This is a genomic window from Streptomyces sp. NPDC058457, from assembly GCF_042720695.1.
Lineage (GTDB): Bacteria > Actinomycetota > Actinomycetes > Streptomycetales > Streptomycetaceae > Streptomyces.
Genome location: NZ_JBHXLU010000017.1, coordinates 62,780 through 86,331, shown reverse-complemented (window position 1 = coordinate 86,331; position 23,552 = coordinate 62,780). Strand labels below are relative to the sequence as shown.

The window sequence follows — 23,552 nt, the reverse complement described above, 5'->3', positions numbered from 1 at the left end:
ACGAAAGGGACGCGCCCGGTGACCGAGAAGGCCGACCTTCAGTCCGTCCTCGACCGTGCCGCAGCCGGTGGGCGGATCACCCCGGAAGAGGCGCTCGACCTCTACCGCGACGCCCCGCTGCACGCGCTGGGCGCCGCCGCCGACGCCGTACGCCGCCGCCGTTACGCGGGTACCGAGCACATCGCGACGTACATCATCGAGCGGAACATCAACTACACGAACGTGTGCGTCACGGCGTGCAAGTTCTGCGCCTTCTACGCGGCCCCCAAGGACACCGCCAAGGGCTGGACCCGCGACCTCGACGACATCCTGCGCCGCTGCGCGGAGACGGTCGAGCTGGGCGGCACGCAGATCATGTTCCAGGGCGGCCACCACCCCGACTTCGGCGTCGAGTACTACGAGAAGCACTTCAAGGCGATCAAGGACGCGTTCCCGCAGCTGGTGATCCACTCCCTGGGCGCCTCCGAGGTCGAGCACATGGCCCGGATCTCCGGCGTCTCCGTCGAGGAGGCCATCACCCGCATCCACGAGGCCGGCCTGGACTCCTTCGCGGGCGCCGGCGCGGAGCTCCTGCCCGCGCGCCCCCGCAAGGCCATCGCGCCCCTCAAGGAGAGCGGCGAGCGCTGGCTGGAGATCATGGAGACCGCCCACAGGCTGGGCGTCGAATCCACCTCGACCATGCTCATGGGCACCGGCGAGACCAACGCCGAGCGCATCGAGCACCTGCGCATGATCCGGGACGTCCAGGACCGCACGGGCGGCTTCCGCGCCTTCATCCCGTACACCTACCAGCCCGAGAACAACCACCTGAAGGGCCGCACCCAGGCCACGCTCTTCGAGTACCTGCGGATGATCGCCATCGCCCGCCTCTTCATGGACAACGTCGCCCACATCCAGGGCTCCTGGCTGACCACCGGCAAGGAGGTCGGCCAGCTCTCGCTCCACTACGGCGCGGACGACCTCGGCTCGATCATGCTGGAGGAGAACGTCGTCTCCTCCGCCGGCGCCAAGCACCGCTCCAACCGCCTGGAGATCATCGACCTGATCCGCAAGGCGGGCCGCGTCCCGGCGCAGCGCGCCACGACGTACGAGCACCTCGTCGTCCACGACGACCCGGCGAACGACCCGGTCGACGAGCGGGTGATGTCCCACATCTCCTCGACGGCGATCGAGGGCGGCACCGCACACCCCGAGCTGAAGCTCCTCGCCTCCAACTGACGTAACCGACGTAACCGACGTATTCGTGGAGACGATTCACACGGCGGACCGGGTCTTCGTCACCTGGGACGCCGAGCCGGTGGAGAACGGTGCGGTGGCCGTCGTACAGGACCGGATCGCGGCCGTGGGGCCGTACGAGGAGCTGCGCGAGCGCTTCCCGCGAGCGCGGGTCCGCACCTGGCCGGGTGCGCTGGGCCCCGCCCGCGTCCACGAGGGCCCGCTCCCGGACGCACCGAGCCCGCGAGAGCGCGTGCACGCGGTGCTGAAGCTGGGAGCGACGGCGGTCCTGGAGCGATACGTCGACTCGCCCGAGCTCAGGTCGGCGGCGGAGCGCAATGACGTGGCGGTTCTTCCGGGCGCGCCCGTACAGCCGACGCTCATGCAGACCACCCGGGCCGACCTGGTGGTCTTCGACGCGGCGGATGTGTGCCTCGCGACGGTGTGCGCCGGGCGCCTTGTCCACAGACGTCGATAGAAGCGCCCCGTAGGGGCGCGGGGCTGTATTGGATTTGCGGCTGCCGCCGCGTGGGCGCGACCAGCCCCCGACTACCCGCACACGGCACTCAGCCCGCGAACGCCTTCCCGAACGCCCCCGAACTCTGGCTCACCCCACTGCAATTCGTGGCCGCGTCGTCATCCCCCGAACTCCCGCTCGCACACTGCTGATCCCTGAACGTCGACCACATCGACACCCACGCGACCCCCTCCTCCTCTGCGAACGCCCGCACATCCTTCGCGTCGGACAGCGAGAGCGTCTCCCCGTCGACGTCGTTCACCCCGATCATCGAGGTCAGCGCCATCCCGCCCCACGCCCCCGCGTCCGACAGCCCGAACACCTTCTTCAGCTGCGTGTGCGTGGCCTTCGCCGAGGTGACCGCGTAGTCGCCCATGTCCCCGTCGTACGACTCGCCGTAGTTCATGGTCATGATGTTGACCGTCGAGACCTGCACGTCGTACTTGTTCGCGGACTCCAGCAGCGCGAGGCCGTCGGAGTCGAGCCCCGACGGCATCACGGGAAGCGTGAAGGAGACCTCCAGGTCCGGCCGTTCCTTCTGGAGCAGCGCGATCGCCTCCGACCGCAGGGCGACCGAGCCGGAGTCGGTCAGCGTGTCGCCCTCGATGTCGAAGTCCGCCTGGGCGGAGCCCGCGGCGTCCAGCGCAGCACCGTACGCGGCGGCGAGTTTCGACGCGCTGGAGCACGTCGTCGCCAGCTCCTTCCCGGAGGCCCCGCCGAAGGACACCCGGACCGTCGCACCGTCCTCCTTCAGTTTGGAGATCCGCGACTTCACGGTCGAGTCGCCTATCGCGTCCGTCCCGTTCCACGCGGGCGTGCAGCTGCTGCCGCCGGCGATCACGAACGCGAGGTTGTACGTCGAGGGCGACCCGGCGTCGTCCGTGTCGGCGGCCTCCGTGGCGCTGACGTAGGGCGCGTACGACGTGCTGGAACCGTCCGAGCCGTCGGCCTCACTCGCGGAGGCGGACGCCTTCTTCGACGGTGCGGGCGCCGCGTCCGACGTGCCGTCGGAGCCCGAGGAGCACCCCGCGACTGCCATGGCAAACAGGCAGGTAAGCCCAGCAGCCGGCCTGAGGAAACTCCGCATTAAGATGCACCCGCTCTCGTGATTTGTGTCTCAGGCTCGAAACAAAGCCTGATTCCAAAGGAAAACGTCTCACACGGTCATGGTGTTCAACGGTCCGATCAATACATAGAAACCTCATGGAATGAAAGGGGTGAATGGGGCGAAAGGTGCGGAGCAAAAGGGATGTTGAGGTGGTTTCTCATCCCCGGCGACCGCCGCAGGTGTTCACAGAATCTCTCAGCCAAAAGATAGGTTAAGGGGTTTCTCATGGGCACTTCACAAGAACTCTGAAGACGATCACATAAAGACTCCCTAATATCCGGGGAATGCAATCCGAGCCTGCCATCGAAAGCCGCGCCGCCGTGCGCGGTCGCCGCCGCAAACAAGGCAACGGGTCTGCCGAGGGGCCCGTGTTCGTCGACTCCTCCGGGCGCCGGTCCAAGGTGCTGCGGCGTGTCGGCCTCCTCCTCGGCGTCGTCTGCCTCGCCTACACGGGAGTGCTCGGCGCCGCCTTCATGGGCTGGGGAACCTCGCTCACCCCGGACTCGCTGATCCCGGACTTCGCGCGCGCCGGCAACGCCCCCGGCGGCGTGCGCCCGCAGGGCGGCATCGGCCGTCAGGCCGGCGTGCCCAGCGGCCGCCCGTCGTCGCTGCCCTCGACCGCCGCCACCTCGTCCGCCTCCGCATCCGCCACCGCCGACTGACCGGAAACGCAGGCCTCTTCCCATGACTACACCGACGTCCTCACGCGGCCGCAGGCGCGCCCCCACCCGCATCGAGCGGGCGGCGGGCAGGGCCGCGGCGCTGCAGAAACCACGTGTCATCCTCGCGCTGCTGCTTCTGCTGGCGCTGACCTGCGTGATGCTGCTCGACGGCTATCTGCGCGCAGAGGTCGGCGGCGACCAGCGGGTCCGCACCGGCGCCAGCTCGAGCAAGGTGCCGGACAAGATCCTCGACGGCGGCCCGATCCTCACCTTCCGGGGCGGCCAGGCGTCCACCGTCTCGGTCCCCTCCAAGACCATCGCCCTCACCTTCGACGACGGCCCGAACCCGACCTACACCCCGCAGGTCCTCAAGATCCTCGAGCAGTACGACGTGCCCGCCACGTTCTTCCTGGTCGGCTCCATGGTGTCGCGCTACCCGAGCATCGTGAAGACGATGGTCCAGCAGGGCAACGAGGTCGGCGTCCACACGTTCACGCACGTCGACCTGTCGTACCAGAGCGACGCCCGGATCAACCGCGAGATGCAGCAGACACAGCTCGCGCTGGCGGGCGCGGCCGGCATCACGACGACCCTCTTCCGCGCGCCGTACTCCTCCGAGACCGACGCCATCGACAACTACAGCTGGCCGGTCTACAAGAAGCTCGGCGACGAGGGCTACACCAGCGTCTTCGTCGACACCGACAGCGACGACTGGAAGAAGCCGGGCGTCTCGAAGATCGTCAAGTGGGCCACGCCGAGCGGCACCAAGGGCGCCGCCGTCCTCTTCCACGACGCCGGCGGCGAGCGCTCGCAGACGATCAAGGCGCTGCCGACGTACATCAAGAAGATGAAGGCGAAGGGCTACACCTTCACCACCGTCAGCGGCGTCATCCAGAAGCGGAGCACCACCAACCGGCAGGCCGCCGCCGCGAGCACCGGCTCGAACAGCCAGACCACCACCGGGGTCACCGAGGCCGGCGTGACCGGCACCGGAACCGGTACGAGCACCGGCAGCACCGGCACCGGCACCGGGTCCCAGCCCGGCACCGGCACCGCCCCGAACGGCTCCGCCCCGAACGGTGAGGGCGGTACCGCCCCCAACAGCGGCACCGGCACCGGCGCCACCACCGTCTCCCGCCTCCAGGCCGCTCATCGCACGGCCACCGGCATGACCCTCTACGAGGGCAAGGCGCTCATCGTGGCGGTCGCGATAGCCGAGTGGGCCCTCCCGGTCCTCTCCGGTCTGCTGTTCGTCGTCGGCATCGCGGTCATGGGCCGCTTCGGGATGATGCTGCTCATCGCCCGCCGCCACTACCGGCTGCGCAACAAACGCCGGTTCAGCTGGGGGGCGACGGTCACCAGACCGGTGAGCGTGATCGTCCCGGCGTACAACGAGAAGGAGTGCATCGCCAACACCCTGGAGTCGCTGGCGCAGAGCACCCACCCGATCGAGGTCATCGTCGTCGACGACGGCTCCACGGACGGCACCTCGGAGATCGCCCGCGCCGCCGCCGACAAGCTCGGCATGCCCAACGTCCGGGTCATCCGGCAGGAGAACGCGGGCAAGCCGGCCGCCCTCAACAACGGTGTGCGCAATGCCAGTTACGACATCGTCGTGATGATGGACGGCGACACGGTCTTCGAGCCGGAGACGGTACGGCACCTCGTGCAGCCGTTCGCCGACCCCGAGGTCGGCGCGGTCGCCGGCAACGCCAAGGTCGGTAACCGCAACACGATCATCGGCGCCTGGCAGCACATCGAGTACGTGATGGGCTTCAACCTGGACCGCCGCATGTACGACCTGCTGCGCTGCATGCCGACCATCCCCGGCGCGATCGGCGCCTTCCGCCGCGAGGCGGTCCTGGAGGTCGGCGGCATGAGCGAGGACACCCTCGCCGAGGACACCGACATCACCATCGCCATGCACCGCGCGGGCTGGCGGGTCGTCTACCAGGAGCACGCCAAGGCCTGGACGGAGGCGCCCGGTTCGCTGAAGCAGCTGTGGTCCCAGCGCTACCGCTGGTCCTACGGCACCATGCAGGCCCTGTGGAAGCACCGCAAGTCCCTGACAGACAAGGGTCCTTCGGGCCGCTTCGGCCGCGTCGGCATGCCCCTCGTCGTCCTCTTCCAGATCGTCACCCCGGTCTTCGCCCCGCTGATCGACGTCTTCACCGTCTACTCGATGATCTTCGTCGACTTCGAGGCGGCCCTGCTTGCCTGGCTCGCCGTCCTCGGCATCCAACTGGCCTGCGCCGCCTACGCGTTCCGCCTGGACAAGGAGAGGTACCGCTATCTCGCGATGATGCCGCTGCAGCAGCTGGCCTACCGCCAGATGATGTACCTCGTCCTCATCCACTCCTGCATCACCGCCCTCACCGGCGGCCGCCTGCGCTGGCAGAAACTCAAGCGCACGGGCGAGGTCGGCACCCCGGCGGGGGTGAGCGGCTGATGAGCTGGGACCAGCAGAACCCGTACCAGCAGAACCCGTACCAGCAGGGCTACAACGGCTACGACCACGGCCCCTACGGCGGCCAGCAGCAGTACGCCCAGCAGCCGTACCCCCAGCAACAGCAGTACGCCGACTACGGCTACACCCCGGCGCCGGACCAAACGGCCCCACTGCCCCTCGTTGAACCGGACTCCCCGGAACCGGCACCCGACTCAACTGCTGTGGGCAGTCGTTCCGCAGGGCGGAACGGGTGGGCACAGCCCACAGCTCCGGGCGCCGAACAAGCAGACGCCAACGAGTCCGACCCGAACCCGCGGCCCAAGCCCCCCGCAAGGGACCGCTACTTCGACACCCTCCGTGCCGTCGCCCTCATCCGCGTCGTCACCTACCACACCTTCGGCTGGGCCTGGTGCGGCATGGTGTTCCCCTCCATGGGCATCATGTTCGGCCTCGCCGGCACCCTCATGGCGAAGTCCCTGGAGCGTCCGGCGCTCAAGGTGGTCAAGAGCCGGCTTCGCCGCCTCCTGCCGCCCTTCTGGTTCTGGGGCTTCTTCGTCGTCCTGGCGATGCTGATCCACGACTGGATGCCGGGCTGGGAGATCGTCTACTGGATCGTGCCGCTCGGCGACCCGCCGGGCAACGCGTGGGGCACCCAGGCCTGGGAGATCCTCTGGTACCTGCGCACCTACCTCTGGTTCGTGCTCCTCTCGCCGGCCCTGCTGTGGATCTTCCGCAAGGCCCCGATCCCGGTGCTCCTCCTCTCCCTCGCCCCGATCCTGGTCCTGAACTTCGTCTGGTCGGGCCCGGACAACCGGTTCGGCAGCGCCCTGTGGGACCTGTCGACGTACCTCTTCTGCTGGATCCTCGGCTTCGCGCACCGCGACGGCGTGCTCCAGCGGATGAAGCCGGCCCTGGTGGTCGTAGGCTCGCTCGCCGCGATCGGCTACGGCGGCTGGTACGCCTTCTCGCACCAGGCCGACTTCGGCACCTACGACCTGGACGAGAACCCCCTCGCGCAGGCCTTCTGGTCGGCCGGCTTCGTGATGCTGCTGATGTGGGCGAAGGCGTACTTCAAGATCGACTTCGCCTGGCTGACCCGGTACAAGAAACTCGACCGCACGGTCACGATCTTCAACGCCCGCGCGGTGACGATCTACCTCTGGCACGAGATCGCCCTGGTCCTCGCGGTCCCGCTGATCGACCAGATGTGGAACGTGCCCGCGTTCGAGAAGTGGCTCCCGCTGGACAGCCAGTGGTTCATGTTCGGCGTGGGCTGGATCCTGATCGCGGTGTTCATCGTGGCGTGCGGCTGGGTGGAGGACGTGGCCGCGAAGAAGAAGCCGAAGCTTCTCCCCTGAGGGCGTGCTGCAAGAATGGCGAGCGTGACCCGCGCTTCCCTGAACAAGCAGCCGCACGAAGTCGCCTCGATGTTCGACGACGTGGCGGAACGGTACGACCTGACCAACGACGTGCTGTCGCTGGGCCAGGACCGGCAGTGGCGGAAGGAGGTCGCCAAGGCGGTCGACGCGCGCCCCGCGCAGAAGATCCTGGACCTGGCGGCCGGCACGGGCACCTCCTCCCAGCCGTTCGTCCGGGCCGGCGCCTACGTCGTGCCCTGCGACTTCTCCCTGGGGATGCTCCAGGTCGGCAAGCAGCGCAACGCCTGGATGCCCTTCACCGCGGGGGACGCCACCCGGCTGCCGTTCGGGGACGACACCTTCGACGCCGTGACCATCTCCTTCGGGCTGCGCAACGTCCAGGACACCGACGCGGCCCTGCGTGAGATGTACCGGGTGACGCGGCCCGGCGGCCGGGTCGTGATCTGCGAGTTCTCGCACCCGACCTGGGCGCCCTTCAGGACCGTCTACACCGAGTACCTGATGCGCGCACTGCCGCCGGTCGCCCGGGCGGTCTCCTCCAACCCGGACGCCTACGTCTACCTCGCCGAGTCCATCCGCGCCTGGCCCGACCAGCCCGCACTGGCCGGACGGCTGCGTGCGGCGGGCTGGTCGAAGGTGGCCTGGCGCAACCTCACCGGCGGGATCGTGGCCCTGCACCGGGGCTTCAAGGAGGCCTGAGCCCCGACCAGGGACTCACAGGCTGCTCACCTCGAAGGCGTCCCCGGGCCGGTCCAGCTCCCGTTGCAGCCCGCCCGTCGGCGGCCGCGGGATGCGTGGCTCGCGCACGCCCCCGCCGCCCTCGCCCTCACCGAAGTCGAACCACACGTACACCATCGAGTCCTGCGGCACCTCGGCACCGGGCTGCGGGAACTGGCGTACGACGTAGTCGACGACCGTGAGATGGAAGTCCGGCCGATCCGGCGCGTTGAGGAACAGACCCCGCGCCCGGGCGGTCTCGCGCGCGTCCACGGCCATCAGCCCGACCAGCCGTGGCACGCGCACTTCGGGTGTTTTGGGTGTTATATGCACAGATGTCACCCCCAGCGGTACTGGAAGGGTAACCCCCGGCATGTGGCGGCCGGAAGCGCCAAGTGTCTTTCTGTAACAGATCGTTACTCTCTGTAGTCAATCGGGCTGCCGCCCCGCAGGTCGAGCCGGAAGCAGAGCGCCTCCTCGGGGAGCCGTGGGTGCGGGAACGTCTCGGCCAGTTCCATCCCGAGGCGCCGGGTGACCGCGACGGACCGCTCGTTCCCCGGCCGCACCATCGCCACCACGTCCGGCACGCCCGCCGCCCGCAGCCGCCCCAGCGTCATGTGCGCCGCCGCCGTCACGTACCCCTTGCCCCAGTGGGCCCGCCCGAGCCGCCAGCCGATCTCGATCTCGCCCCTGGGCCCCCAGTCCGGCGCCCACGGCTGCGCACCCGTGAAGCCGATGACCTGGCCGGCCTCGTCGGTCATCGTCCACAGGCAGAAGCCGAGCTCCGCGTCGTGCCGGCGCTGGCGAGCGGTGAGCTCCTCGTAGACGGACAGCTCGGCGGACCTGCCGCCGTGGAACTCCATGACCTCCGGGTCGTCGAAGACCCGATGCCAGGCGAACGCGTCCTCGTGCGTGGGTACACGCAGCCGTACCGCGGGGAGAGCTCGGTTCACAGGGGCAGCCCTTCAGCCGGGTGATCAGTACCGCTGAATAGACTGCCCATGTCCAGTGCCGGTCGGCACGCGATTTCGAGCCTTGGGGAGACCCTGCCGTGACCGAGCCCCTCTCCGAAAACACCGCCGATGTCATCGTCGTCGGCGCGGGGCCAGCCGGCTCCACGACGGCGTACCACCTCGCCAAGTCCGGTCTGGACGTACTCCTGCTGGAGAAGACCGAGTTCCCGCGCGAGAAGGTGTGCGGCGACGGACTCACCCCGCGCGCAGTGAAGCAGCTGGTCGCCATGGGCGTCGACATCTCCGAGGAGGCCGGCTGGCTGCGCAACAAGGGCCTGCGCATCATCGGCGGCGGCAGCCGCCTCCAGCTGGACTGGCCGGATCTCGCCTCCTTCCCCGACTACGGCCTGGTCCGCAAACGGGACGACTTCGACGAACAGCTCGCCCGCCAGGCACAGAAGGCCGGTGCCCGCCTCTTCGAACGCTGCAACGTCGGCGCCCCGATCGTCGACGAGCGCACCGGCCGGATCACCGGCGTGCACGCCAAGCTCGGCGAGGAGAAGCGCGAAGTCACCTTCCACGCGCCGCTCGTCGTGGCCGCCGACGGCAACTCCACCCGGCTCTCCCTCGCGATGGGCCTGCACCGCCGCGAGGACCGCCCGATGGGCGTGGCCGTCCGGACCTACTTCACCTCCCCCCGTCACGAGGACGACTACCTGGAGTCCTGGCTGGAACTCTGGGACCGCCGCGGCCCCCAGGACCGCCTGCTGCCCGGCTACGGCTGGATCTTCGGCATGGGCGACGGCACCTCCAACGTCGGTCTGGGCGTCCTGAACACCTCCGACTCCTTCAAGGAACTGGACTGGCGCGAGGTCCTCAAGGCCTGGTGCGCCTCCATGCCCGAGGACTGGGGCTACACCCCCGAGAACATGACCGGCCCGATCCGCGGCGCCGCCCTGCCCATGGCCTTCAACCGCCAGCCCCACTACACGCGCGGCCTGCTCCTCGTCGGCGACGCCGGCGGCCTGGTGAACCCCTTCAACGGCGAGGGCATCGCCTACGCCATGGAGTCCGGCCAGATCGCCGCCGACGTCATCGTCCAGGCGCACGCGCGGGCCACGCCCAGCGGGCGCGAACTCGCCCTGCAGCGCTACCCGCGCGTCCTCAAGGACACCTACGGCGGCTACTACACGCTGGGCCGCGCCTTCGTGAAGCTCATCGGCAACCCGAAGGTCATGCAGATCGCGGCCCAGCGCGGCCTGACCCACCCGCTGCTGATGAAGTTCACCCTGAAGCTCCTCGCGAACCTCACCGACCCGACCGGCGGCGACGCGATGGACCGCATCATCAACGGCCTGAGCAAGGTGGCCCCGAAGGCGTGACCGCCCGCGCTACGAGGTGAGCGCCTCGATGTTGGCGGCCCGGCGGGCGTAGACGTCCTCCCGCCGGTCCGTCATCTGCCGGAGCGCTTCCTTCCGCTCCCGCCTGGAGAGCCGGTCGAGATACACGCGTCCGTTCACATGGTCGGTCTCGTGCGCCAGGCAGCGGGCGAAATACCCCGTTCCCTCAAGGATGAGGGGATTGCCGTTCTTGTCCTGTCCGTGCACGACCGCCCGGTCCGGCCGCGGCACGTCCATCGCGGCACCCGGCACCGACAGGCATCCCTCACTGTCGTCGAGCAGCCGGCGGCCGGCCGGGTCCTGCGCAGCCAGCACGGGGTTGACGATGTGACCGACATGTCGGATACCGTCGTCATCGAGGCAGTCGTACACGAACAGTCGCAGGTCGACCCCGACTTGGTTGGCCGCGAGGCCGGCTCCGTCGGCGATGTACATGGTGAGGAACATGTCGTCGATGAGCGCGGCGAGGTCGGGGCCGAACTCGGTGACGTCCCGGCACGGCCTGTGCAGGACGTCCTCGCCGGTCTCGGTGATCCGGCGCACCGAACCGCTCCGGGCCTCGGGGGCGTGCCGGGGGTAGTAGTCCACGGGGTTTCCCTGGACGAAGACGCGTGGCATCGCGGTGTCTCCTTCTCGGATCTCGGGGCCGCCGCTCCGGGCGAGCGGCCTGCACCGAGCATCCCAGGAGTCACCGGATCGCGGGCGGGCCTGTGGAAAACCCTCGCGAGGGCCTGTGGCCTGTGGACAACCGGGGGGAGGGTGGCTGGCGCCGGGGTGATCCGTGGCGATGCGGGGGTGATCCGTGCCGGGGCGGGCATGCCGGAAGGGCCGCTGCCCCCGAGCGGCTGCGGCCCTACCGTGCTTGTGCGATGCCTGAGTTGTCCTTGTTGCCCGGGTTGTCAGAGCACCCGCACCGCGCCGGTCGGCGGGTCGTACGACAGCGGGTGCTCACCGACGCCGCTGGAGGGGTTCTGCGCGCCGACGAACATGCCGTCGCCGACGTACACCGCCACGTGGTACGCGCTGCCGGCGCTGCCCCAGTAGAGGATGTCGCCGGGCTGGAGGTTGCTCAGCGAGACCTGGGTGCCCTGTGTCGACTGGTCCTGGGAGACGCGCGGCAGGCTGACGCCGACGGACTTGAAGGCGGCCTGGACGAGACCCGAGCAGTCCCACGAGTTGGGACCCGTGCCGCCGGAGACGTAGGCGTCACCGATCTGCGCCTTCACGAAGGCGACCACCGCGGCGGCCGAACCGGTCGCCGTGGACGTGCTCGTGGAGCTGCTGGAGCTCGTGGAGGCGCTCAGGGTGGTCCGCTCGGCGCTGCGCGAGGCGGCGCGCTCTGCGGCGGCCTTGCGGGCCTCCTCGGCCTTCTTCTTCTTGGCCTCGGCCTTCTGCTTCGCGTCGGCGAGGTCCGCCTTTGCCTGCTTCGCGGCATTTGCGGCGGCCTCGTTGCGCTCGGCCTGGAGGGTGTAGTTCGCCGCGGCCTGCTGCGTGGCGTCGGCGGACTGGGCCACCTGGGTGGCCAGATCGGCCGTCAGTGTGGGCAGTTCGAGCGTCTGCGTCACGGGTTCGGCGGCACTCGCCGAGGCCGCGCCCGCCGCTGCCATGCCGAGGACGCCACTGGCAACTCCGGCACGCACGGCGATGTTTGTCGTCGCGCTGCGGCGGGGCTTCCGGTGGCTGCGTATGTGAGCGGTGTGGGACATGGGAACAACCGGTATCAGGGGCTCCTTCATATCTTCAAGAAACGTGTGCTGCGCCACAGTTGCTCAATCGAGACTGTGAATCCCTCGCATGTCTTTCTTTATTGACGCCGTAACGGACATTGCGGACGCTCGCGATCAAGCCTGTGATCACGCCCTTTCGCTGTTACGTCCGAATTGCCCGCGACTTACCATCGGTTCGGATGGTTGGCCAAGCCCGGTTCTCAGACGCCTCTCATCAATGTGGCGGAGGTCACGGAACGGTTACCGGGAGGGGCGCGTCTCGCGCGTCCGGGTTCGTGAACGCGTGCACGCGTCCACATCGCGTCTCACGCCTCCCTCTGATGTGTGAATGCGGCCCTCTATCAAGGCGCCCCGTCCATCGCGAATTTGCATGCAGGGGAACTCTCTTGATATGGAGACGCCCGCCCGAAACCCCCTCCTGTCTGCATCAACGGTCGAAAATGTCACTTCTGGTGATCAGTCGAACGCTTCGCGTGTGAAGATCACTGCTCATCCGACTTCATGATCGATCGTCAGGTGGTGGAGATCACAAAGCTTGTGTAATACCCCGTGTCGCAGATCACAGAGCGGCGGGCATAAGATGCGAGGCAGTTGGGCTTGTGACCTGCTTCACATGTTCGCGATCTTCGCCCGGGACGCGCGGGGTTCGCGTGACGGATGAGGCAGGTGGGGAGCCCGATCCGAACCGCCACCAGTCAGTGCCGACTGAGAGGAGCGAGGAGCGGTGAACGCCTATGCGCCCATCCTCGTACTGGGAGCCCTCGGGGCAGGCTTTGCGATCTTCTCCGTGGTCATGGCCACGCTGATCGGTCCGAAGCGGTACAACCGCGCCAAGCTCGAAGCCTACGAGTGCGGTATCGAGCCGACCCCCACGCCGGCCGGCGGCGGGCGTTTCCCGATCAAGTACTACCTGACGGCGATGCTCTTCATCGTCTTCGACATCGAGATCGTCTTCCTCTACCCCTGGGCCGTCACCTTCGACGCCCTGGGTGTTTTCGGGCTCGTGGAGATGCTGCTCTTCGTGCTCACCGTCTTCGTCGCCTACGCGTACGTGTGGCGGCGCGGCGGCCTGGAATGGGACTGAGGGGCCTTTAGACATGGGACTCGAAGAAAAGCTGCCGAGCGGATTCCTGCTGACCACCGTCGAGCAGGCCGCGGGCTGGGTGCGCAAGGCGTCCGTCTTCCCCGCCACCTTCGGCCTCGCCTGCTGTGCCATCGAGATGATGACCACCGGCGCCGGCCGCTACGACCTGGCCCGCTTCGGCATGGAGGTCTTCCGCGGCTCACCCCGCCAGGCCGACCTCATGATCGTCGCCGGCCGGGTCAGCCAGAAGATGGCGCCGGTGCTCAGGCAGGTCTACGACCAGATGCCCAACCCCAAGTGGGTGATCTCCATGGGCGTCTGTGCGTCCTCGGGCGGCATGTTCAACAACTACGCGATCGTCCAGGGCGTCGACCACATCGTGCCCGTCGACATCTACCTGCCCGGCTGCCCGCCGCGCCCCGAGATGCTGATGGACGCGATCCTCAAGCTCCACCACAAGATCCAGACCTCCAAGCTCGGCGTCAACGCGAAGGAAGCGGCCCGGGAGGCGGAGGAGGCGGCGCTCAAGGCCCTGCCCACGATCGAGATGAAGGGGCTGCTGCGGTGAGCGACGCGAACGGCCACAACGGGGTCAACCCCGAGAAGGACCTGGCCACCGACAACCTCCCGGGCCAGCGCGGCCAGGGCGGTGAGGAGATCCGCGTCCAGCGCGGCATGTTCGGCGCGAACAACGGCGGCGACACCTCCGGCTACGGCGGCCTGGTCCGCTCGGTCCGGCTCCCGGGACCGGCGGCCCGCCCCTACGGCGGCTGGTTCGACGAGGTCGCCGACGAGCTGGAGGGCGCACTGGAGGAGCAGGGCCTGCTCCCGGACAACGCCATCGAGAAGACGGTCGTCGACCGCGGCGAGCTCACCTTCCACATCGAACGCGAGCATCTGCCGCGCGTCGCCCGCACCCTGCGCGACGACCCGGCCCTGCGCTTCGAACTGTGCACCGGCGTCAGCGGCGTCCACTACCTGCACGACAAGGGCCGCGAGCTGCACGCCGTCTACCACCTGCGCTCGATCACCCACAACCGGCTGATCCGCCTGGAGGTCAGCGCCCCTGACGCCGACCCGCACATCCCGTCCCTGGTCTCCGTCTATCCGACCAACGACTGGCACGAGCGCGAGACCTACGACTTCTTCGGGATCGTCTTCGACGGTCACCCGGCCCTGACGCGGATCATGATGCCGGACGACTGGCAGGGCCATCCGCAGCGCAAGGACTACCCCCTCGGCGGCATCCCCGTCGAGTACAAGGGCGCCCAGATCCCGGCTCCGGACCAGCGGAGGTCGTACTCATGAGCACGCAGCACGCAACTCCGCGGGAGACCACCGAGGGCACCGTATATACGGTCACCGGCGGCGACTGGGACGAGATCGTCCAGTCCGCGGCCCGCGCCGACGACGAACGCATCGTCGTCAACATGGGTCCCCAGCATCCGTCCACCCATGGAGTGCTCCGCCTCATCCTGGAGATCGACGGCGAGACGGTCACCGAGGCCCGCTGCGGCATCGGCTACCTGCACACCGGTATCGAGAAGAACCTCGAGTTCCGCACGTGGACGCAGGGCACCACGTTCGTGACGCGCATGGACTACCTGACGTCCTTCTTCAACGAGACCGCCTACTGCCTCGCCGTCGAGAAGCTCCTCGGCATCGAGGACCAGATCACCGAGCGCGCCGAGATCGTCCGGGTGCTCCTGATGGAGCTGAACCGGCTCTCCTCCCACCTGGTGTGCATCGCCACCGGCGGCATGGAGCTCGGCGCCACCACGATCATGATCTACGGATTCCGTGATCGTGAAATGATTCTCGATCTCTACGAGCTCATCACCGGCCTGCGGATGAACCACGCGTACATCCGCCCCGGCGGCCTCGCCCAGGACCTGCCGCCCGGCGCGGTCGACCAGATCCGCGAGTTCGTGAAGAAGATGCGCAAGAACCTCCCGGAGTACGACAAGCTCGCCACCGGGAACCCCATCTTCAAGGCCCGCATGCAGGACATCGGCTACCTCGACCTGGCCGGCTGCATGGCCCTCGGCGCCACCGGCCCGATCCTGCGCTCCGCCGGCCTGCCGCACGACCTGCGCAAGGCACAGCCGTACTGCGGCTACGAGACGTACGACTTCGAGATCCCGACCGCCGACACCTGCGACGCCTACGGCCGCTTCCTGGTCCGCCTGGAGGAGATGCGCCAGTCGCTCGGGATCGTCGAGCAGTGCCTGGACCGGCTCCAGCCCGGACCGGTCATGGTCGCCGACAAGAAGATCGCCTGGCCCGCCCAGCTGGCCCTCGGGCCGGACGGACTCGGCAACTCCCTCGACCACATCAAGAAGATCATGGGCACCTCCATGGAGGCCCTGATCCACCACTTCAAGCTGGTCACCGAGGGCTTCCGGGTCCCGCCCGGGCAGGCCTACGCGGCCGTCGAGTCACCCAAGGGCGAACTCGGTGTGCACGCCGTGTCCGACGGCGGCACCCGTCCCTACCGGGTCCACTTCCGCGACCCGTCCTTCACCAACCTGCAGGCCATGGCGGCGATGTGCGAGGGCGGCCAGGTCGCCGACGTCATCGTCGCCGTCGCGTCCATCGACCCCGTGATGGGAGGCGTCGACCGGTGACCACCTCTTCTTCGGAGCGCGGTATCAGCCTGGGCATGCCCGAGCTGCCCGCGCCCGCCTACCCGGACGACGTCCGGGCCCGCCTGGAGACGGACGCGCGCGACATCGTCGCCCGCTACCCCGACTCCCGGTCCGCCCTGCTGCCGTTGCTGCACCTCGTGCAGGCGGAGGAGGGCCATGTCACACGCACCGGGATGCAGTTCTGCGCGGACGTCCTGGAACTGACCACCGCCGAGGTCACCGCCGTCGCCACCTTCTACACCATGTACCGGCGCAAGCCCTCCGGCGACTACCAGGTGGGCGTCTGCACCAACACGCTCTGCGCGGTCATGGGGGGCGACGCGATCTTCGAGACCCTCCAGGAGCACCTCGGCGTCGGCAACGGCGAGACCACCGGCGACGGCAAGGTCACCCTGGAGCACATCGAGTGCAACGCGGCCTGCGACTTCGCGCCGGTCGTGATGGTCAACTGGGAGTTCTTCGACAACCAGACCCCGGCCAGCGCCAAACGCCTGGTCGACGACCTCCGCGCGGGCCGGGACGTCGAGCCCACACGCGGCGCCCGGCTGTGCACCTTCAAGGAGACCGCACGGATCCTGGCCGGCTTCCCGGACGAGCGGCCCGGTGCCGTGGAGGAGAGCGGCAGCGCGGGACCCGCCTCACTGGTGGGCCTGCGCCTGGCCAAGGGCGAGACCGCACGCGTGGTCCATCCGCGCGCCCAGGGATCCCAGGAAGCACCGTCCGCAGAGGAGGGGGAGTGATGACGGTGGCACCCGACCTGAAGGACACCAGTCCCGAGAAGCTGCTGGCACCCGTGCTGTCGGCCTTCTGGGACGAGGACCGGTCCTGGAGCCTGGACGTCTACCGAAGGCACGAAGGATACGAGGGGCTCCGCAAGGCGCTCACGATGTCACCGGACGACCTGATCGCCTACGTCAAGGAGTCCGGACTGCGCGGCCGCGGTGGCGCGGGGTTCCCCACCGGGATGAAGTGGCAGTTCATTCCGCAGGGAGACGGCAAACCGCACTATCTAGTTGTCAACGCCGACGAATCGGAGCCCGGGACCTGCAAGGACATCCCGCTCCTCTTCGCCAACCCGCACAGCCTCATCGAGGGCATCGTGATCGCGTGCTACGCCATCCGGTCGTCGCACGCCTTCATCTACCTGCGTGGTGAAGTCGTCCCCGTCCTGCGGCGGCTGCACGAGGCCGTGCGCGAGGCATACGACGCCGGCTACCTCGGCGAGAACATCCTCGGCAGCGGACTCGACCTCACCCTCACCGTGCACGCCGGCGCCGGCGCGTACATCTGCGGTGAGGAGACCGCACTGCTGGACTCGCTCGAAGGCCGCCGTGGTCAACCGCGGCTCCGTCCCCCCTTCCCTGCCGTCGAAGGGCTCTACGCCTGCCCGACTGTTGTGAACAACGTCGAGTCCATCGCCTCGGTTCCCGCCATCCTGCACAAGGGCAAGGAATGGTTCAGGTCGATGGGGAGCGAGAAGTCGCCCGGCTTCACGCTGTACTCCCTCAGCGGCCATGTCGCGAGCCCCGGCCAGTACGAGGCGCCGCTCGGCATCACCCTGCGCCAGCTCCTCGACATGAGCGGCGGGATGCGCCCCGGCCACCGTCTGAAGTTCTGGACCCCGGGCGGCTCCTCGACACCGATGTTCACCGACGAGCACCTCGACGTCCCCCTCGACTACGAAGGAGTGGGCGCCGCCGGTTCCATGCTCGGCACCAAAGCACTCCAGTGCTTCGACGAGACCACCTGCGTCGTCCGCGCCGTCACCCGCTGGACCGAGTTCTACGCCCACGAGTCCTGCGGCAAGTGCACCCCCTGCCGCGAAGGCACCTACTGGCTGGTCCAGCTGCTCCGCGACATCGAGGCCGGCAAGGGCGTGATGTCCGACCTCGACAAGCTGAACGACATCGCCGACAACATCAACGGCAAGTCCTTCTGCGCCCTCGGCGACGGCGCAGCGTCCCCGATCTTCTCCTCGCTGAAGTACTTCCGTGAGGAGTACGAACAGCACATCACGGGCCGGGGCTGCCCCTTCGACCCGGCCAAGTCGACGGCCTGGGCGGACCGCCCGGAGGTGAACGCATGACCGTGACCACGAGTTCCCCCTCATCGGGGGGAACGGCGGCGGTCCCGCCGGAGGACCTCGTCACGCTGACGATCGACGGCGTCGAGATCAGCGTGCCCAAGGGCACCCTGGTCATCCGCGCCGCCGAGCAGCTCGGCATCGAGATCCCGCGCTTCTGCGACCACCCCCTGCTGGACCCGGTCGGCGCCTGCCGCCAGTGCATCGTCGAGGTCGAGGGCCAGCGCAAGCCCATGGCCTCCTGCACGATCACCTGTACGGACGGGATGGTGGTGAAGACTCACCTCACCTCACCCGTGGCCGAGAAGGCCCAGCACGGGGTGATGGAGCTGCTGCTCATCAACCACCCGCTGGACTGCCCGGTCTGCGACAAGGGCGGCGAGTGCCCGCTGCAGAACCAGGCGATGTCGCACGGCAACGCCGAGTCCCGCTTCGACGGCCGCAAGCGCACCTACGCGAAGCCGGTCCCGATCTCCACCCAGGTGCTCCTGGACCGCGAGCGGTGCGTGCTGTGCGCGCGCTGCACCCGGTTCTCCGACCAGGTCGCCGGCGACCCGATGATCGAGCTCCTGGAACGCGGCGCACTCCAGCAGGTCGGCACCGGCGAGGGCGACCCGTTCGAGTCGTACTTCTCCGGGAACACCATCCAGATCTGCCCGGTGGGCGCGCTGACCTCGGCGGCGTATCGCTTCCGCTCCCGGCCCTTCGACCTGATCTCCTCGCCGTCGGTGTGCGAGCACTGCTCGGGCGGCTGCGCCACCCGCACCGACCACCGGCGCGGCAAGGTCATGCGGCGGCTCGCCGCCAACGACCCCGAGGTCAACGAGGAGTGGATCTGCGACAAGGGACGCTTCGCGTTCCGGTACACGCAGCAGAAGGACCGCCTGGAGACCCCGCTGGTCCGCAACTCCCTGGGCGTGCTCGAACCCGCCTCCTGGCCGGAGGCCCTCGAAGCGGCCGCCCAGGGCCTGGCCGCCGCCCGCTCCCGGGCCGGCGTCCTCACCGGCGGCCGGCTCACCGTCGAGGACGCCTACGCGTACAGCAAGTTCGCGCGCGTGGCCCTCGACACCAACGACATCGACTTCCGCGCGCGCGTGCACAGCGGTGAGGAGGCCGACTTCCTGGCCGCACAGGTGGCGGGACGCGGCCGAGACCTGGACGGTACGGGCGTCACGCACACCTCCGTGGAGAAGGCACCCGCCGTCCTCCTGGTCGGGTTCGAGTCGGAGGAGGAGGCCCCCGGCGTCTTCCTGCGGCTGCGCAAGGCCTGGCGCAAGCGCAAGCAGCAGGTGTTCTCCCTCGCCACGTACCCCACGCGCGGACTGGAGAAGGCCGGCGGCACGCTGCTGCCGGCCGCTCCCGGCACCGAGACCGAGTGGCTGGACGCCCTCGCGAGCGGCGTCGGCCTGGAGGAGCCCGGCTCCCGGGCCGCCGAAGCGCTGCGTGCCGACGGTGCGGTGATCGTCGTAGGAGAGCGGCTGGCATCGGTCGCCGGCGGGCTCACCGCCGCCGTGCGGGCCGCGACCGCCACCGGCGCCCAGCTGGTGTGGATCCCGCGCCGGGCCGGTGAGCGTGGCGCGGTCGAGGCCGGTGCGCTGCCGTCGCTGCTGCCGGGCGGCCGTCCGGCCACCGACCCACGCGCGCGTGAGGAGGTCGCCGCCGCCTGGGGCGTCTCCGAACTCCCGCTCCGCTACGGTCGCGACACCGGCCAGATCGTCGAGGCCGCCGCCCGCGGCGAAGTCTCCGCCCTGCTGGTCGCGGGCGTCGAGGTCGCCGACCTGCCCGACCCGGCACGCGCGCGTACGGCGCTCGAAGCCGTCGGCTTCCTGGTCTCGCTGGAGCTGCGGCCCAGCGAGGTCACCGAACACGCCGACGTCGTCCTGCCGGTCGCCGCGGTCGCCGAGAAGGCCGGCACCTTCCTCAACTGGGAAGGCCGGGCGCGTCTCTTCGAGGCCGCCCTCAAGCCCGAGCAGATGACCCGGCGGCTCCCGCCCACCGACGCGCGCGTGCTGCAGATGCTCGCCGACGCCATGGACGTCCACCTGGGCCTGCCCGACCTGCGCACCGCGCGGGCGGAGCTGGACCGGCTCGGCGCCTGGGACGGGCCCAAGGCCTCCGACCCGCTGGAGACGGCGGCATCGCTGCCCAGGCCCGCGGCCGGGGAGGCCGTGCTCGCCGGGCACCGGCTCCTCCTCGACCAGGGCGTCCTCCAGGAGGGCGACGAGGCGCTGGCCGGCACCCGGCACGCCGCCCACGCGCGCGTGTCCGCGGCGACCGCCGCCGAGGCGGGCGTCGAGAACGGCGGCCTCATCGCCGTCACCGGAGGCTCCGGCTCCGTCGAACTCCCGCTCCGGATCACCGAGATGCCCGACCGCGTGGTCTGGCTCCCGCTGAACTCGGTCGGCGGCGGCGTCGCCTCCGACACCGGGGCACTGCCCGGCTCACTCGTCCGCATCGGTCCGGCGGCCACCGCCGGCGAGGCCCCCAAGGAGGTGGAGGCATGAGCCCGTACTTCGCCGCTGAAGACCTCTCCATGTTCGGCCGCGACCCCTGGTGGCTGGTCGTCATCAAGGCGGTCTTCTGCTTCGCCTTCCTGATGGTGACCGTGCTGATCTCCATCGTCATGGAGCGCAAGGTCGTCGCCTGGATGCAGCTGCGCGTCGGCCCCAACCGGCACGGCCCCTGGGGCATGCTCCAGTCGCTCGCCGACGGCATCAAGCTGATGCTCAAGGAAGACGTCGTCGTCAAACGCGCGGACAAGGCCGTCTACATCCTCGCGCCGATCGTCGCCGCGATCCCGGCGTTCATGGCCATCGCGGTCATCCCGTTCGGCCCGGCCGACAACGAGATCTCCATCTTCGGCCACCGCACCACGATGCAGCTCACCGACCTGCCGATCGCGATGCTCTACATCCTCGCGGTCGCCTCCGTCGGCATCTACGGCATCGTCCTCGCCGGCTGGAGCTCCGGCTCCACCTACCCGCTCCTCGGCGGCCTGCGCTCCTGCGCCCAGATGATCTCCTACGAGATCGCCATGGGCGCCGCGTTCGCCTCCGTGTTCCTGTACTCCGGGTCGATGTCGACGTCCACGATCGTCGACCAGCAGCAGGGCCGCTGGTACATCCTGCTGCTGCCGGTCTCGTTCATCATCTACGTCGTCACCATGATCGGCGAGACCAACCGGGCCCCCTTCGACATGCCCGAGTCCGAGGGCGACCTGGTCGGCGGCTTCAACACCGAGTACTCGTCGATCAAGTTCGCGATGTTCATGCTCGCCGAGTACGTCAACATGGTGACGGTCTCGGCCGTGTCGACCACCCTGTTCCTCGGCGGCTGGCGGGCCCCGTGGCCGATCAGCACGGTCTGGGCGGGCGCCAACCACGGCTGGTGGCCGATGCTCTGGTTCGTCGCCAAGGTCGTGCTGCTGCTGTTCGGCTTCGTCTGGGTGCGCGGCACGCTCCCGCGCGTGCGCTACGACCAGCTGATGAAGCTCGGCTGGAAGGTCCTCATCCCGGTCTCCGTCGTCTGGCTGATGCTCGTCGCGACCGTCCGGACCCTGCGCAACCAGAACTACGACTTCGCCGACATCGCCCTCTACGTCGGCGGCGGAGTCCTCGCCCTGCTGCTCCTGTCCTTCGTCGTCGACATCTTCCGCGACAAGGGCAGGGAAGCCCCGCAGCCCGCGGCCGAGGAGGCCGCGTTCGACCCGATGGCGGGCGGCTTCCCCGTACCGCCGCTGCCCGGACAGGAACTGCCGCCGGTGCCCCGGCGCAGCCCCCGCCGGGAGCGGGAGCTGATTGTCAGTGGCGGACCCGACACTGTCAGTGACGGACCTTCGGATGGAAAGGAGGCGTCCGATGGCTGAGGAGCCCAAGGAGACCAAACCCGGTTTCCAGAACCCCGTGGCCGGCTTCGGCGTGACCTTCAAGGCCATGTTCAAGAAGCGGCTGACCGAGCAGTACCCGGAGCAGAAGAAGACCACGGCCCCGCGGTTCCACGGACGGCACCAGCTCAACCGCCATCCGGACGGCCTGGAGAAGTGCGTCGGCTGCGAGCTGTGCGCCTGGGCCTGCCCCGCCGACGCCATCTACGTGGAGGGCGCCGACAACACCGACGAGGAGCGCTACTCACCGGGCGAGCGCTACGGGCGCGTCTACCAGATCAACTACGCCCGCTGCATCCTGTGCGGCCTGTGCATCGAGGCGTGCCCCACGCGCGCGCTGACGATGACCAACGAGTTCGAGCTGGCCGACAGCAGCCGCGCCAACCTCATCTACACCAAGGAGCAGCTGCTCGCCGGTCTCGAAGAGGGCATGGTCGACACCCCTCACTCGATCTTCCCGGGGACCGACGAACAGGACTACTACCGGGGCCTGGTCACCGAGGCCGCGCCCGGGACCGTACGCCAGGTGGCCGTCTCCAAGGGCGAGAAGCCCGAGGACCAGGACCAGGGGGTGGAGGCATGAGCCCGCAGCTCGCCGCCTACGCCACCTCCACCGGCGAGGCCTTCCAGTTCTGGGTCCTCGGTACCGTCGCGGTGATCGGCGCCCTGTCCACCGTCTTCATGAAGAAGGCCGTGCACAGCGCGCTGTCGCTCGCCGGAACCATGATCGTCCTGGCGGTGTTCTACCTCGCCAACGGCGCGTACTTCCTCGGAATCGTGCAGATCGTCGTCTACACCGGCGCGATCATGATGCTGTTCCTCTTCGTGGTGATGCTGGTCGGCGTGACCGCCGCCGACTCCCTGCAGGAGACCATCAAGGGCCAGCGCTGGCTCGCCCTTCTCTGCGGGGTCGGCTTCGGCGTCCTGCTCCTCGCGGGCATCGCCAACGCCTCCCTGAAGAACTTCGAAGGCACCGGCCAGGCCAACGCCAACGGCAACGTGGAGGGCCTCGCCGCCCTCATCTTCACCAAGTACGTCTTCGCCTTCGAGATCACCGGCGCCCTGCTCATCACCGCCGCCGTCGGCGCCATGGTGCTCACCCACCGGGAGCGCACCGAGCGCCCCAGGACCCAGCGCGAGCAGTCCGAGCAGCGCGTCCGCGACGGCAAGCACCTGCCGCCGCTGCCCGCCCCCGGCGTCTACGCCCGGCACAACGCCGTGGACATCGCCGGCCTGCTCCCCGACGGCACCCCGTCCGAGCTCACCGTCAGCAAGACGCTCCGCGACCGCGGCCAGCTCCGTGACGTGTCCGCGGAGGCGCTGGGCGACCTGCGGGCCCTGGAACAGCGCTCCGAGGAACGCCTGGAGCGGACCCCGGTCGAGCCCGCGAACTTCAAGCGCAGCGAGGAGGCGTCGAAGTGAACCCCGTCTACTACCTCTACCTCGCCGCCCTGTTGTTCACGATCGGCGCCACCGGTGTGCTGATCAGACGGAACGCGATCGTCGTCTTCATGTGCATCGAGCTGATGCTGAATGCCTGCAACCTCGCGTTCGTCGTCTTCTCCCGGATGCACGGCAATCTCGACGGCCAGATCATCGCCTTCTTCACGATGGTCGTCGCCGCCGCGGAGGTCGTGGTCGGGCTCGCGATCATCGTGTCGCTGTTCCGTACCCGGCACTCGGCCTCGGTCGACGACGCCAGCCTGATGAAGCTGTAAGGGGTCGCT

23 protein-coding genes are annotated in these 23,552 nt (G+C 69.0%); 18 read left to right on the top strand and 5 right to left on the bottom strand.

Annotated elements, in window-relative coordinates:
* Positions 1 to 18 precede the first annotated feature (18 nt).
* Complete coding sequence (mqnC, locus tag ACFWPS_RS16640) at positions 19 to 1,218, top strand: cyclic dehypoxanthinyl futalosine synthase (protein ID WP_351708850.1); 1,200 nt, start codon at positions 19 to 21, stop codon at positions 1,216 to 1,218.
* 25 nt (positions 1,219 to 1,243) lie between these two features.
* A complete protein-coding gene (locus ACFWPS_RS16635) occupies positions 1,244 to 1,693 on the top strand; it encodes a hypothetical protein (protein WP_383705565.1) in 450 nt (149 codons plus the stop codon).
* An 88-nt stretch (positions 1,694 to 1,781) separates the two neighbouring features.
* Here the strand turns inward: ACFWPS_RS16635 and ACFWPS_RS16630 are convergent, their stop codons facing one another.
* On the bottom strand, positions 1,782 to 2,819 hold the full coding sequence (locus ACFWPS_RS16630; protein ID WP_383705563.1) for a chitinase: 1,038 nt from the start codon (positions 2,817 to 2,819) through the stop codon (positions 1,782 to 1,784).
* A gap of 305 nt (positions 2,820 to 3,124) precedes the next feature.
* On the opposite strand from ACFWPS_RS16630, the gene ACFWPS_RS16625 reads away from it, so the two are divergent.
* Genes ACFWPS_RS16625 through ACFWPS_RS16610 form a run of 4 tightly spaced genes read left to right on the top strand, consistent with a single transcriptional unit; the run spans position 3,125 to position 8,029 of the window.
* Positions 3,125 to 3,502, top strand: a complete 378-nt coding sequence (locus ACFWPS_RS16625) for a hypothetical protein (protein WP_383705561.1) — start codon at positions 3,125 to 3,127, stop codon at positions 3,500 to 3,502.
* Between the two features lie 22 nt (positions 3,503 to 3,524).
* Positions 3,525 to 5,951, top strand: coding sequence for a bifunctional polysaccharide deacetylase/glycosyltransferase family 2 protein (locus ACFWPS_RS16620; protein ID WP_383705559.1), 2,427 nt, complete (start codon positions 3,525 to 3,527; stop codon positions 5,949 to 5,951).
* The gene (locus ACFWPS_RS16615; protein WP_383705557.1) at positions 5,951 to 7,309 is read left to right on the top strand and encodes an acyltransferase family protein; all 1,359 of its coding nucleotides are present in this window, start codon (positions 5,951 to 5,953) and stop codon (positions 7,307 to 7,309) included. The genes ACFWPS_RS16620 and ACFWPS_RS16615 overlap by 1 nt, the downstream gene beginning before the upstream one ends.
* 24 nt (positions 7,310 to 7,333) lie before the next feature.
* Complete coding sequence (locus ACFWPS_RS16610) at positions 7,334 to 8,029, top strand: demethylmenaquinone methyltransferase (RefSeq protein ID WP_383705555.1); 696 nt, start codon at positions 7,334 to 7,336, stop codon at positions 8,027 to 8,029.
* Between the two features lie 15 nt (positions 8,030 to 8,044).
* On the opposite strand, the gene ACFWPS_RS16605 is transcribed toward ACFWPS_RS16610, so the two are convergent.
* Positions 8,045 to 8,353, bottom strand: a complete 309-nt coding sequence (locus ACFWPS_RS16605) for a PASTA domain-containing protein (RefSeq protein WP_275539746.1) — start codon at positions 8,351 to 8,353, stop codon at positions 8,045 to 8,047.
* 110 nt (positions 8,354 to 8,463) lie between these two features.
* Positions 8,464 to 9,000 carry a GNAT family N-acetyltransferase gene (locus ACFWPS_RS16600; RefSeq protein WP_383705552.1) on the bottom strand — a complete coding sequence of 179 codons (537 nt, stop codon included), beginning with the start codon at positions 8,998 to 9,000 and terminating at the stop codon, positions 8,464 to 8,466.
* Between the two features lie 98 nt (positions 9,001 to 9,098).
* On the opposite strand from ACFWPS_RS16600, the gene ACFWPS_RS16595 reads away from it, so the two are divergent.
* The gene (locus tag ACFWPS_RS16595; protein ID WP_383705550.1) at positions 9,099 to 10,382 is read left to right on the top strand and encodes a geranylgeranyl reductase family protein; all 1,284 of its coding nucleotides are present in this window, start codon (positions 9,099 to 9,101) and stop codon (positions 10,380 to 10,382) included.
* A gap of 9 nt (positions 10,383 to 10,391) precedes the next feature.
* Here ACFWPS_RS16595 and def read toward each other — a convergent pair whose 3' ends face one another.
* On the bottom strand, positions 10,392 to 11,018 hold the full coding sequence (gene def / locus ACFWPS_RS16590; protein ID WP_383705548.1) for a peptide deformylase: 627 nt from the start codon (positions 11,016 to 11,018) through the stop codon (positions 10,392 to 10,394).
* Between the two features lie 281 nt (positions 11,019 to 11,299).
* Positions 11,300 to 12,106: a C40 family peptidase gene (locus ACFWPS_RS16585; RefSeq protein ID WP_383705545.1), complete on the bottom strand. Its 807-nt coding sequence runs from the start codon at positions 12,104 to 12,106 to the stop codon at positions 11,300 to 11,302.
* 745 nt (positions 12,107 to 12,851) lie between these two features.
* Here ACFWPS_RS16585 and ACFWPS_RS16580 point away from each other — a divergent pair.
* Genes ACFWPS_RS16580 through nuoK form a run of 11 tightly spaced genes read left to right on the top strand, consistent with a single transcriptional unit; the run spans position 12,852 to position 23,543 of the window.
* The gene (locus ACFWPS_RS16580; protein ID WP_007383963.1) at positions 12,852 to 13,211 is read left to right on the top strand and encodes an NADH-quinone oxidoreductase subunit A; all 360 of its coding nucleotides are present in this window, start codon (positions 12,852 to 12,854) and stop codon (positions 13,209 to 13,211) included.
* Between the two features lie 13 nt (positions 13,212 to 13,224).
* The gene (locus ACFWPS_RS16575) at positions 13,225 to 13,779 is read left to right on the top strand and encodes an NADH-quinone oxidoreductase subunit B family protein (RefSeq protein ID WP_058923874.1); all 555 of its coding nucleotides are present in this window, start codon (positions 13,225 to 13,227) and stop codon (positions 13,777 to 13,779) included.
* Positions 13,776 to 14,519 carry an NADH-quinone oxidoreductase subunit C gene (locus ACFWPS_RS16570; RefSeq protein ID WP_383705543.1) on the top strand — a complete coding sequence of 248 codons (744 nt, stop codon included), beginning with the start codon at positions 13,776 to 13,778 and terminating at the stop codon, positions 14,517 to 14,519. The genes ACFWPS_RS16575 and ACFWPS_RS16570 overlap by 4 nt, the downstream gene beginning before the upstream one ends.
* Complete coding sequence (locus ACFWPS_RS16565) at positions 14,516 to 15,838, top strand: NADH-quinone oxidoreductase subunit D (RefSeq protein WP_383705541.1); 1,323 nt, start codon at positions 14,516 to 14,518, stop codon at positions 15,836 to 15,838. The genes ACFWPS_RS16570 and ACFWPS_RS16565 overlap by 4 nt, the downstream gene beginning before the upstream one ends.
* Complete coding sequence (gene nuoE / locus ACFWPS_RS16560; protein WP_383705537.1) at positions 15,835 to 16,599, top strand: NADH-quinone oxidoreductase subunit NuoE; 765 nt, start codon at positions 15,835 to 15,837, stop codon at positions 16,597 to 16,599. The genes ACFWPS_RS16565 and nuoE overlap by 4 nt, the downstream gene beginning before the upstream one ends.
* The gene (gene nuoF, locus ACFWPS_RS16555) at positions 16,599 to 17,945 is read left to right on the top strand and encodes an NADH-quinone oxidoreductase subunit NuoF (RefSeq protein ID WP_383705535.1); all 1,347 of its coding nucleotides are present in this window, start codon (positions 16,599 to 16,601) and stop codon (positions 17,943 to 17,945) included. Before nuoE ends, nuoF begins: the two co-directional genes overlap by 1 nt.
* A complete protein-coding gene (locus ACFWPS_RS16550; RefSeq protein WP_383705532.1) occupies positions 17,942 to 20,446 on the top strand; it encodes an NADH-quinone oxidoreductase subunit G in 2,505 nt (834 codons plus the stop codon). The genes nuoF and ACFWPS_RS16550 overlap by 4 nt, the downstream gene beginning before the upstream one ends.
* The gene (gene nuoH / locus ACFWPS_RS16545; RefSeq protein WP_383705529.1) at positions 20,443 to 21,807 is read left to right on the top strand and encodes an NADH-quinone oxidoreductase subunit NuoH; all 1,365 of its coding nucleotides are present in this window, start codon (positions 20,443 to 20,445) and stop codon (positions 21,805 to 21,807) included. Before ACFWPS_RS16550 ends, nuoH begins: the two co-directional genes overlap by 4 nt.
* Positions 21,800 to 22,408, top strand: a complete 609-nt coding sequence (gene nuoI / locus ACFWPS_RS16540) for an NADH-quinone oxidoreductase subunit NuoI (protein WP_383705527.1) — start codon at positions 21,800 to 21,802, stop codon at positions 22,406 to 22,408. The genes nuoH and nuoI overlap by 8 nt, the downstream gene beginning before the upstream one ends.
* A complete protein-coding gene (locus ACFWPS_RS16535) occupies positions 22,405 to 23,247 on the top strand; it encodes an NADH-quinone oxidoreductase subunit J (protein WP_383705524.1) in 843 nt (280 codons plus the stop codon). Before nuoI ends, ACFWPS_RS16535 begins: the two co-directional genes overlap by 4 nt.
* Complete coding sequence (gene nuoK, locus ACFWPS_RS16530) at positions 23,244 to 23,543, top strand: NADH-quinone oxidoreductase subunit NuoK (protein WP_046726439.1); 300 nt, start codon at positions 23,244 to 23,246, stop codon at positions 23,541 to 23,543. Before ACFWPS_RS16535 ends, nuoK begins: the two co-directional genes overlap by 4 nt.
* Positions 23,544 to 23,552: the final 9 nt, after the last annotated feature.

What these genes read in the sequence shown, in the direction of transcription:
- def (WP_383705548.1), bottom strand. Translation starts at nt 11,018, where the DNA reads ATGCCACGCGTCTTCGTCCAGGGAAACCCCGTGGACTACTACCCCCGG.
- nuoF (WP_383705535.1), top strand. Translation starts at nt 16,599, where the DNA reads ATGACGGTGGCACCCGACCTGAAGGACACCAGTCCCGAGAAGCTGCTG.
- ACFWPS_RS16585 (WP_383705545.1), bottom strand. Translation starts at nt 12,106, where the DNA reads ATGTCCCACACCGCTCACATACGCAGCCACCGGAAGCCCCGCCGCAGC.
- ACFWPS_RS16630 (WP_383705563.1), bottom strand. Translation starts at nt 2,819, where the DNA reads ATGCGGAGTTTCCTCAGGCCGGCTGCTGGGCTTACCTGCCTGTTTGCC.
- nuoH (WP_383705529.1), top strand. Translation starts at nt 20,443, where the DNA reads ATGAGCCCGTACTTCGCCGCTGAAGACCTCTCCATGTTCGGCCGCGAC.
- ACFWPS_RS16615 (WP_383705557.1), top strand. Translation starts at nt 5,951, where the DNA reads ATGAGCTGGGACCAGCAGAACCCGTACCAGCAGAACCCGTACCAGCAG.
- nuoI (WP_383705527.1), top strand. Translation starts at nt 21,800, where the DNA reads ATGGCTGAGGAGCCCAAGGAGACCAAACCCGGTTTCCAGAACCCCGTG.
- ACFWPS_RS16565 (WP_383705541.1), top strand. Translation starts at nt 14,516, where the DNA reads ATGAGCACGCAGCACGCAACTCCGCGGGAGACCACCGAGGGCACCGTA.
- ACFWPS_RS16575 (WP_058923874.1), top strand. Translation starts at nt 13,225, where the DNA reads ATGGGACTCGAAGAAAAGCTGCCGAGCGGATTCCTGCTGACCACCGTC.
- ACFWPS_RS16550 (WP_383705532.1), top strand. Translation starts at nt 17,942, where the DNA reads ATGACCGTGACCACGAGTTCCCCCTCATCGGGGGGAACGGCGGCGGTC.
- ACFWPS_RS16620 (WP_383705559.1), top strand. Translation starts at nt 3,525, where the DNA reads ATGACTACACCGACGTCCTCACGCGGCCGCAGGCGCGCCCCCACCCGC.
- ACFWPS_RS16535 (WP_383705524.1), top strand. Translation starts at nt 22,405, where the DNA reads ATGAGCCCGCAGCTCGCCGCCTACGCCACCTCCACCGGCGAGGCCTTC.
- ACFWPS_RS16625 (WP_383705561.1), top strand. Translation starts at nt 3,125, where the DNA reads ATGCAATCCGAGCCTGCCATCGAAAGCCGCGCCGCCGTGCGCGGTCGC.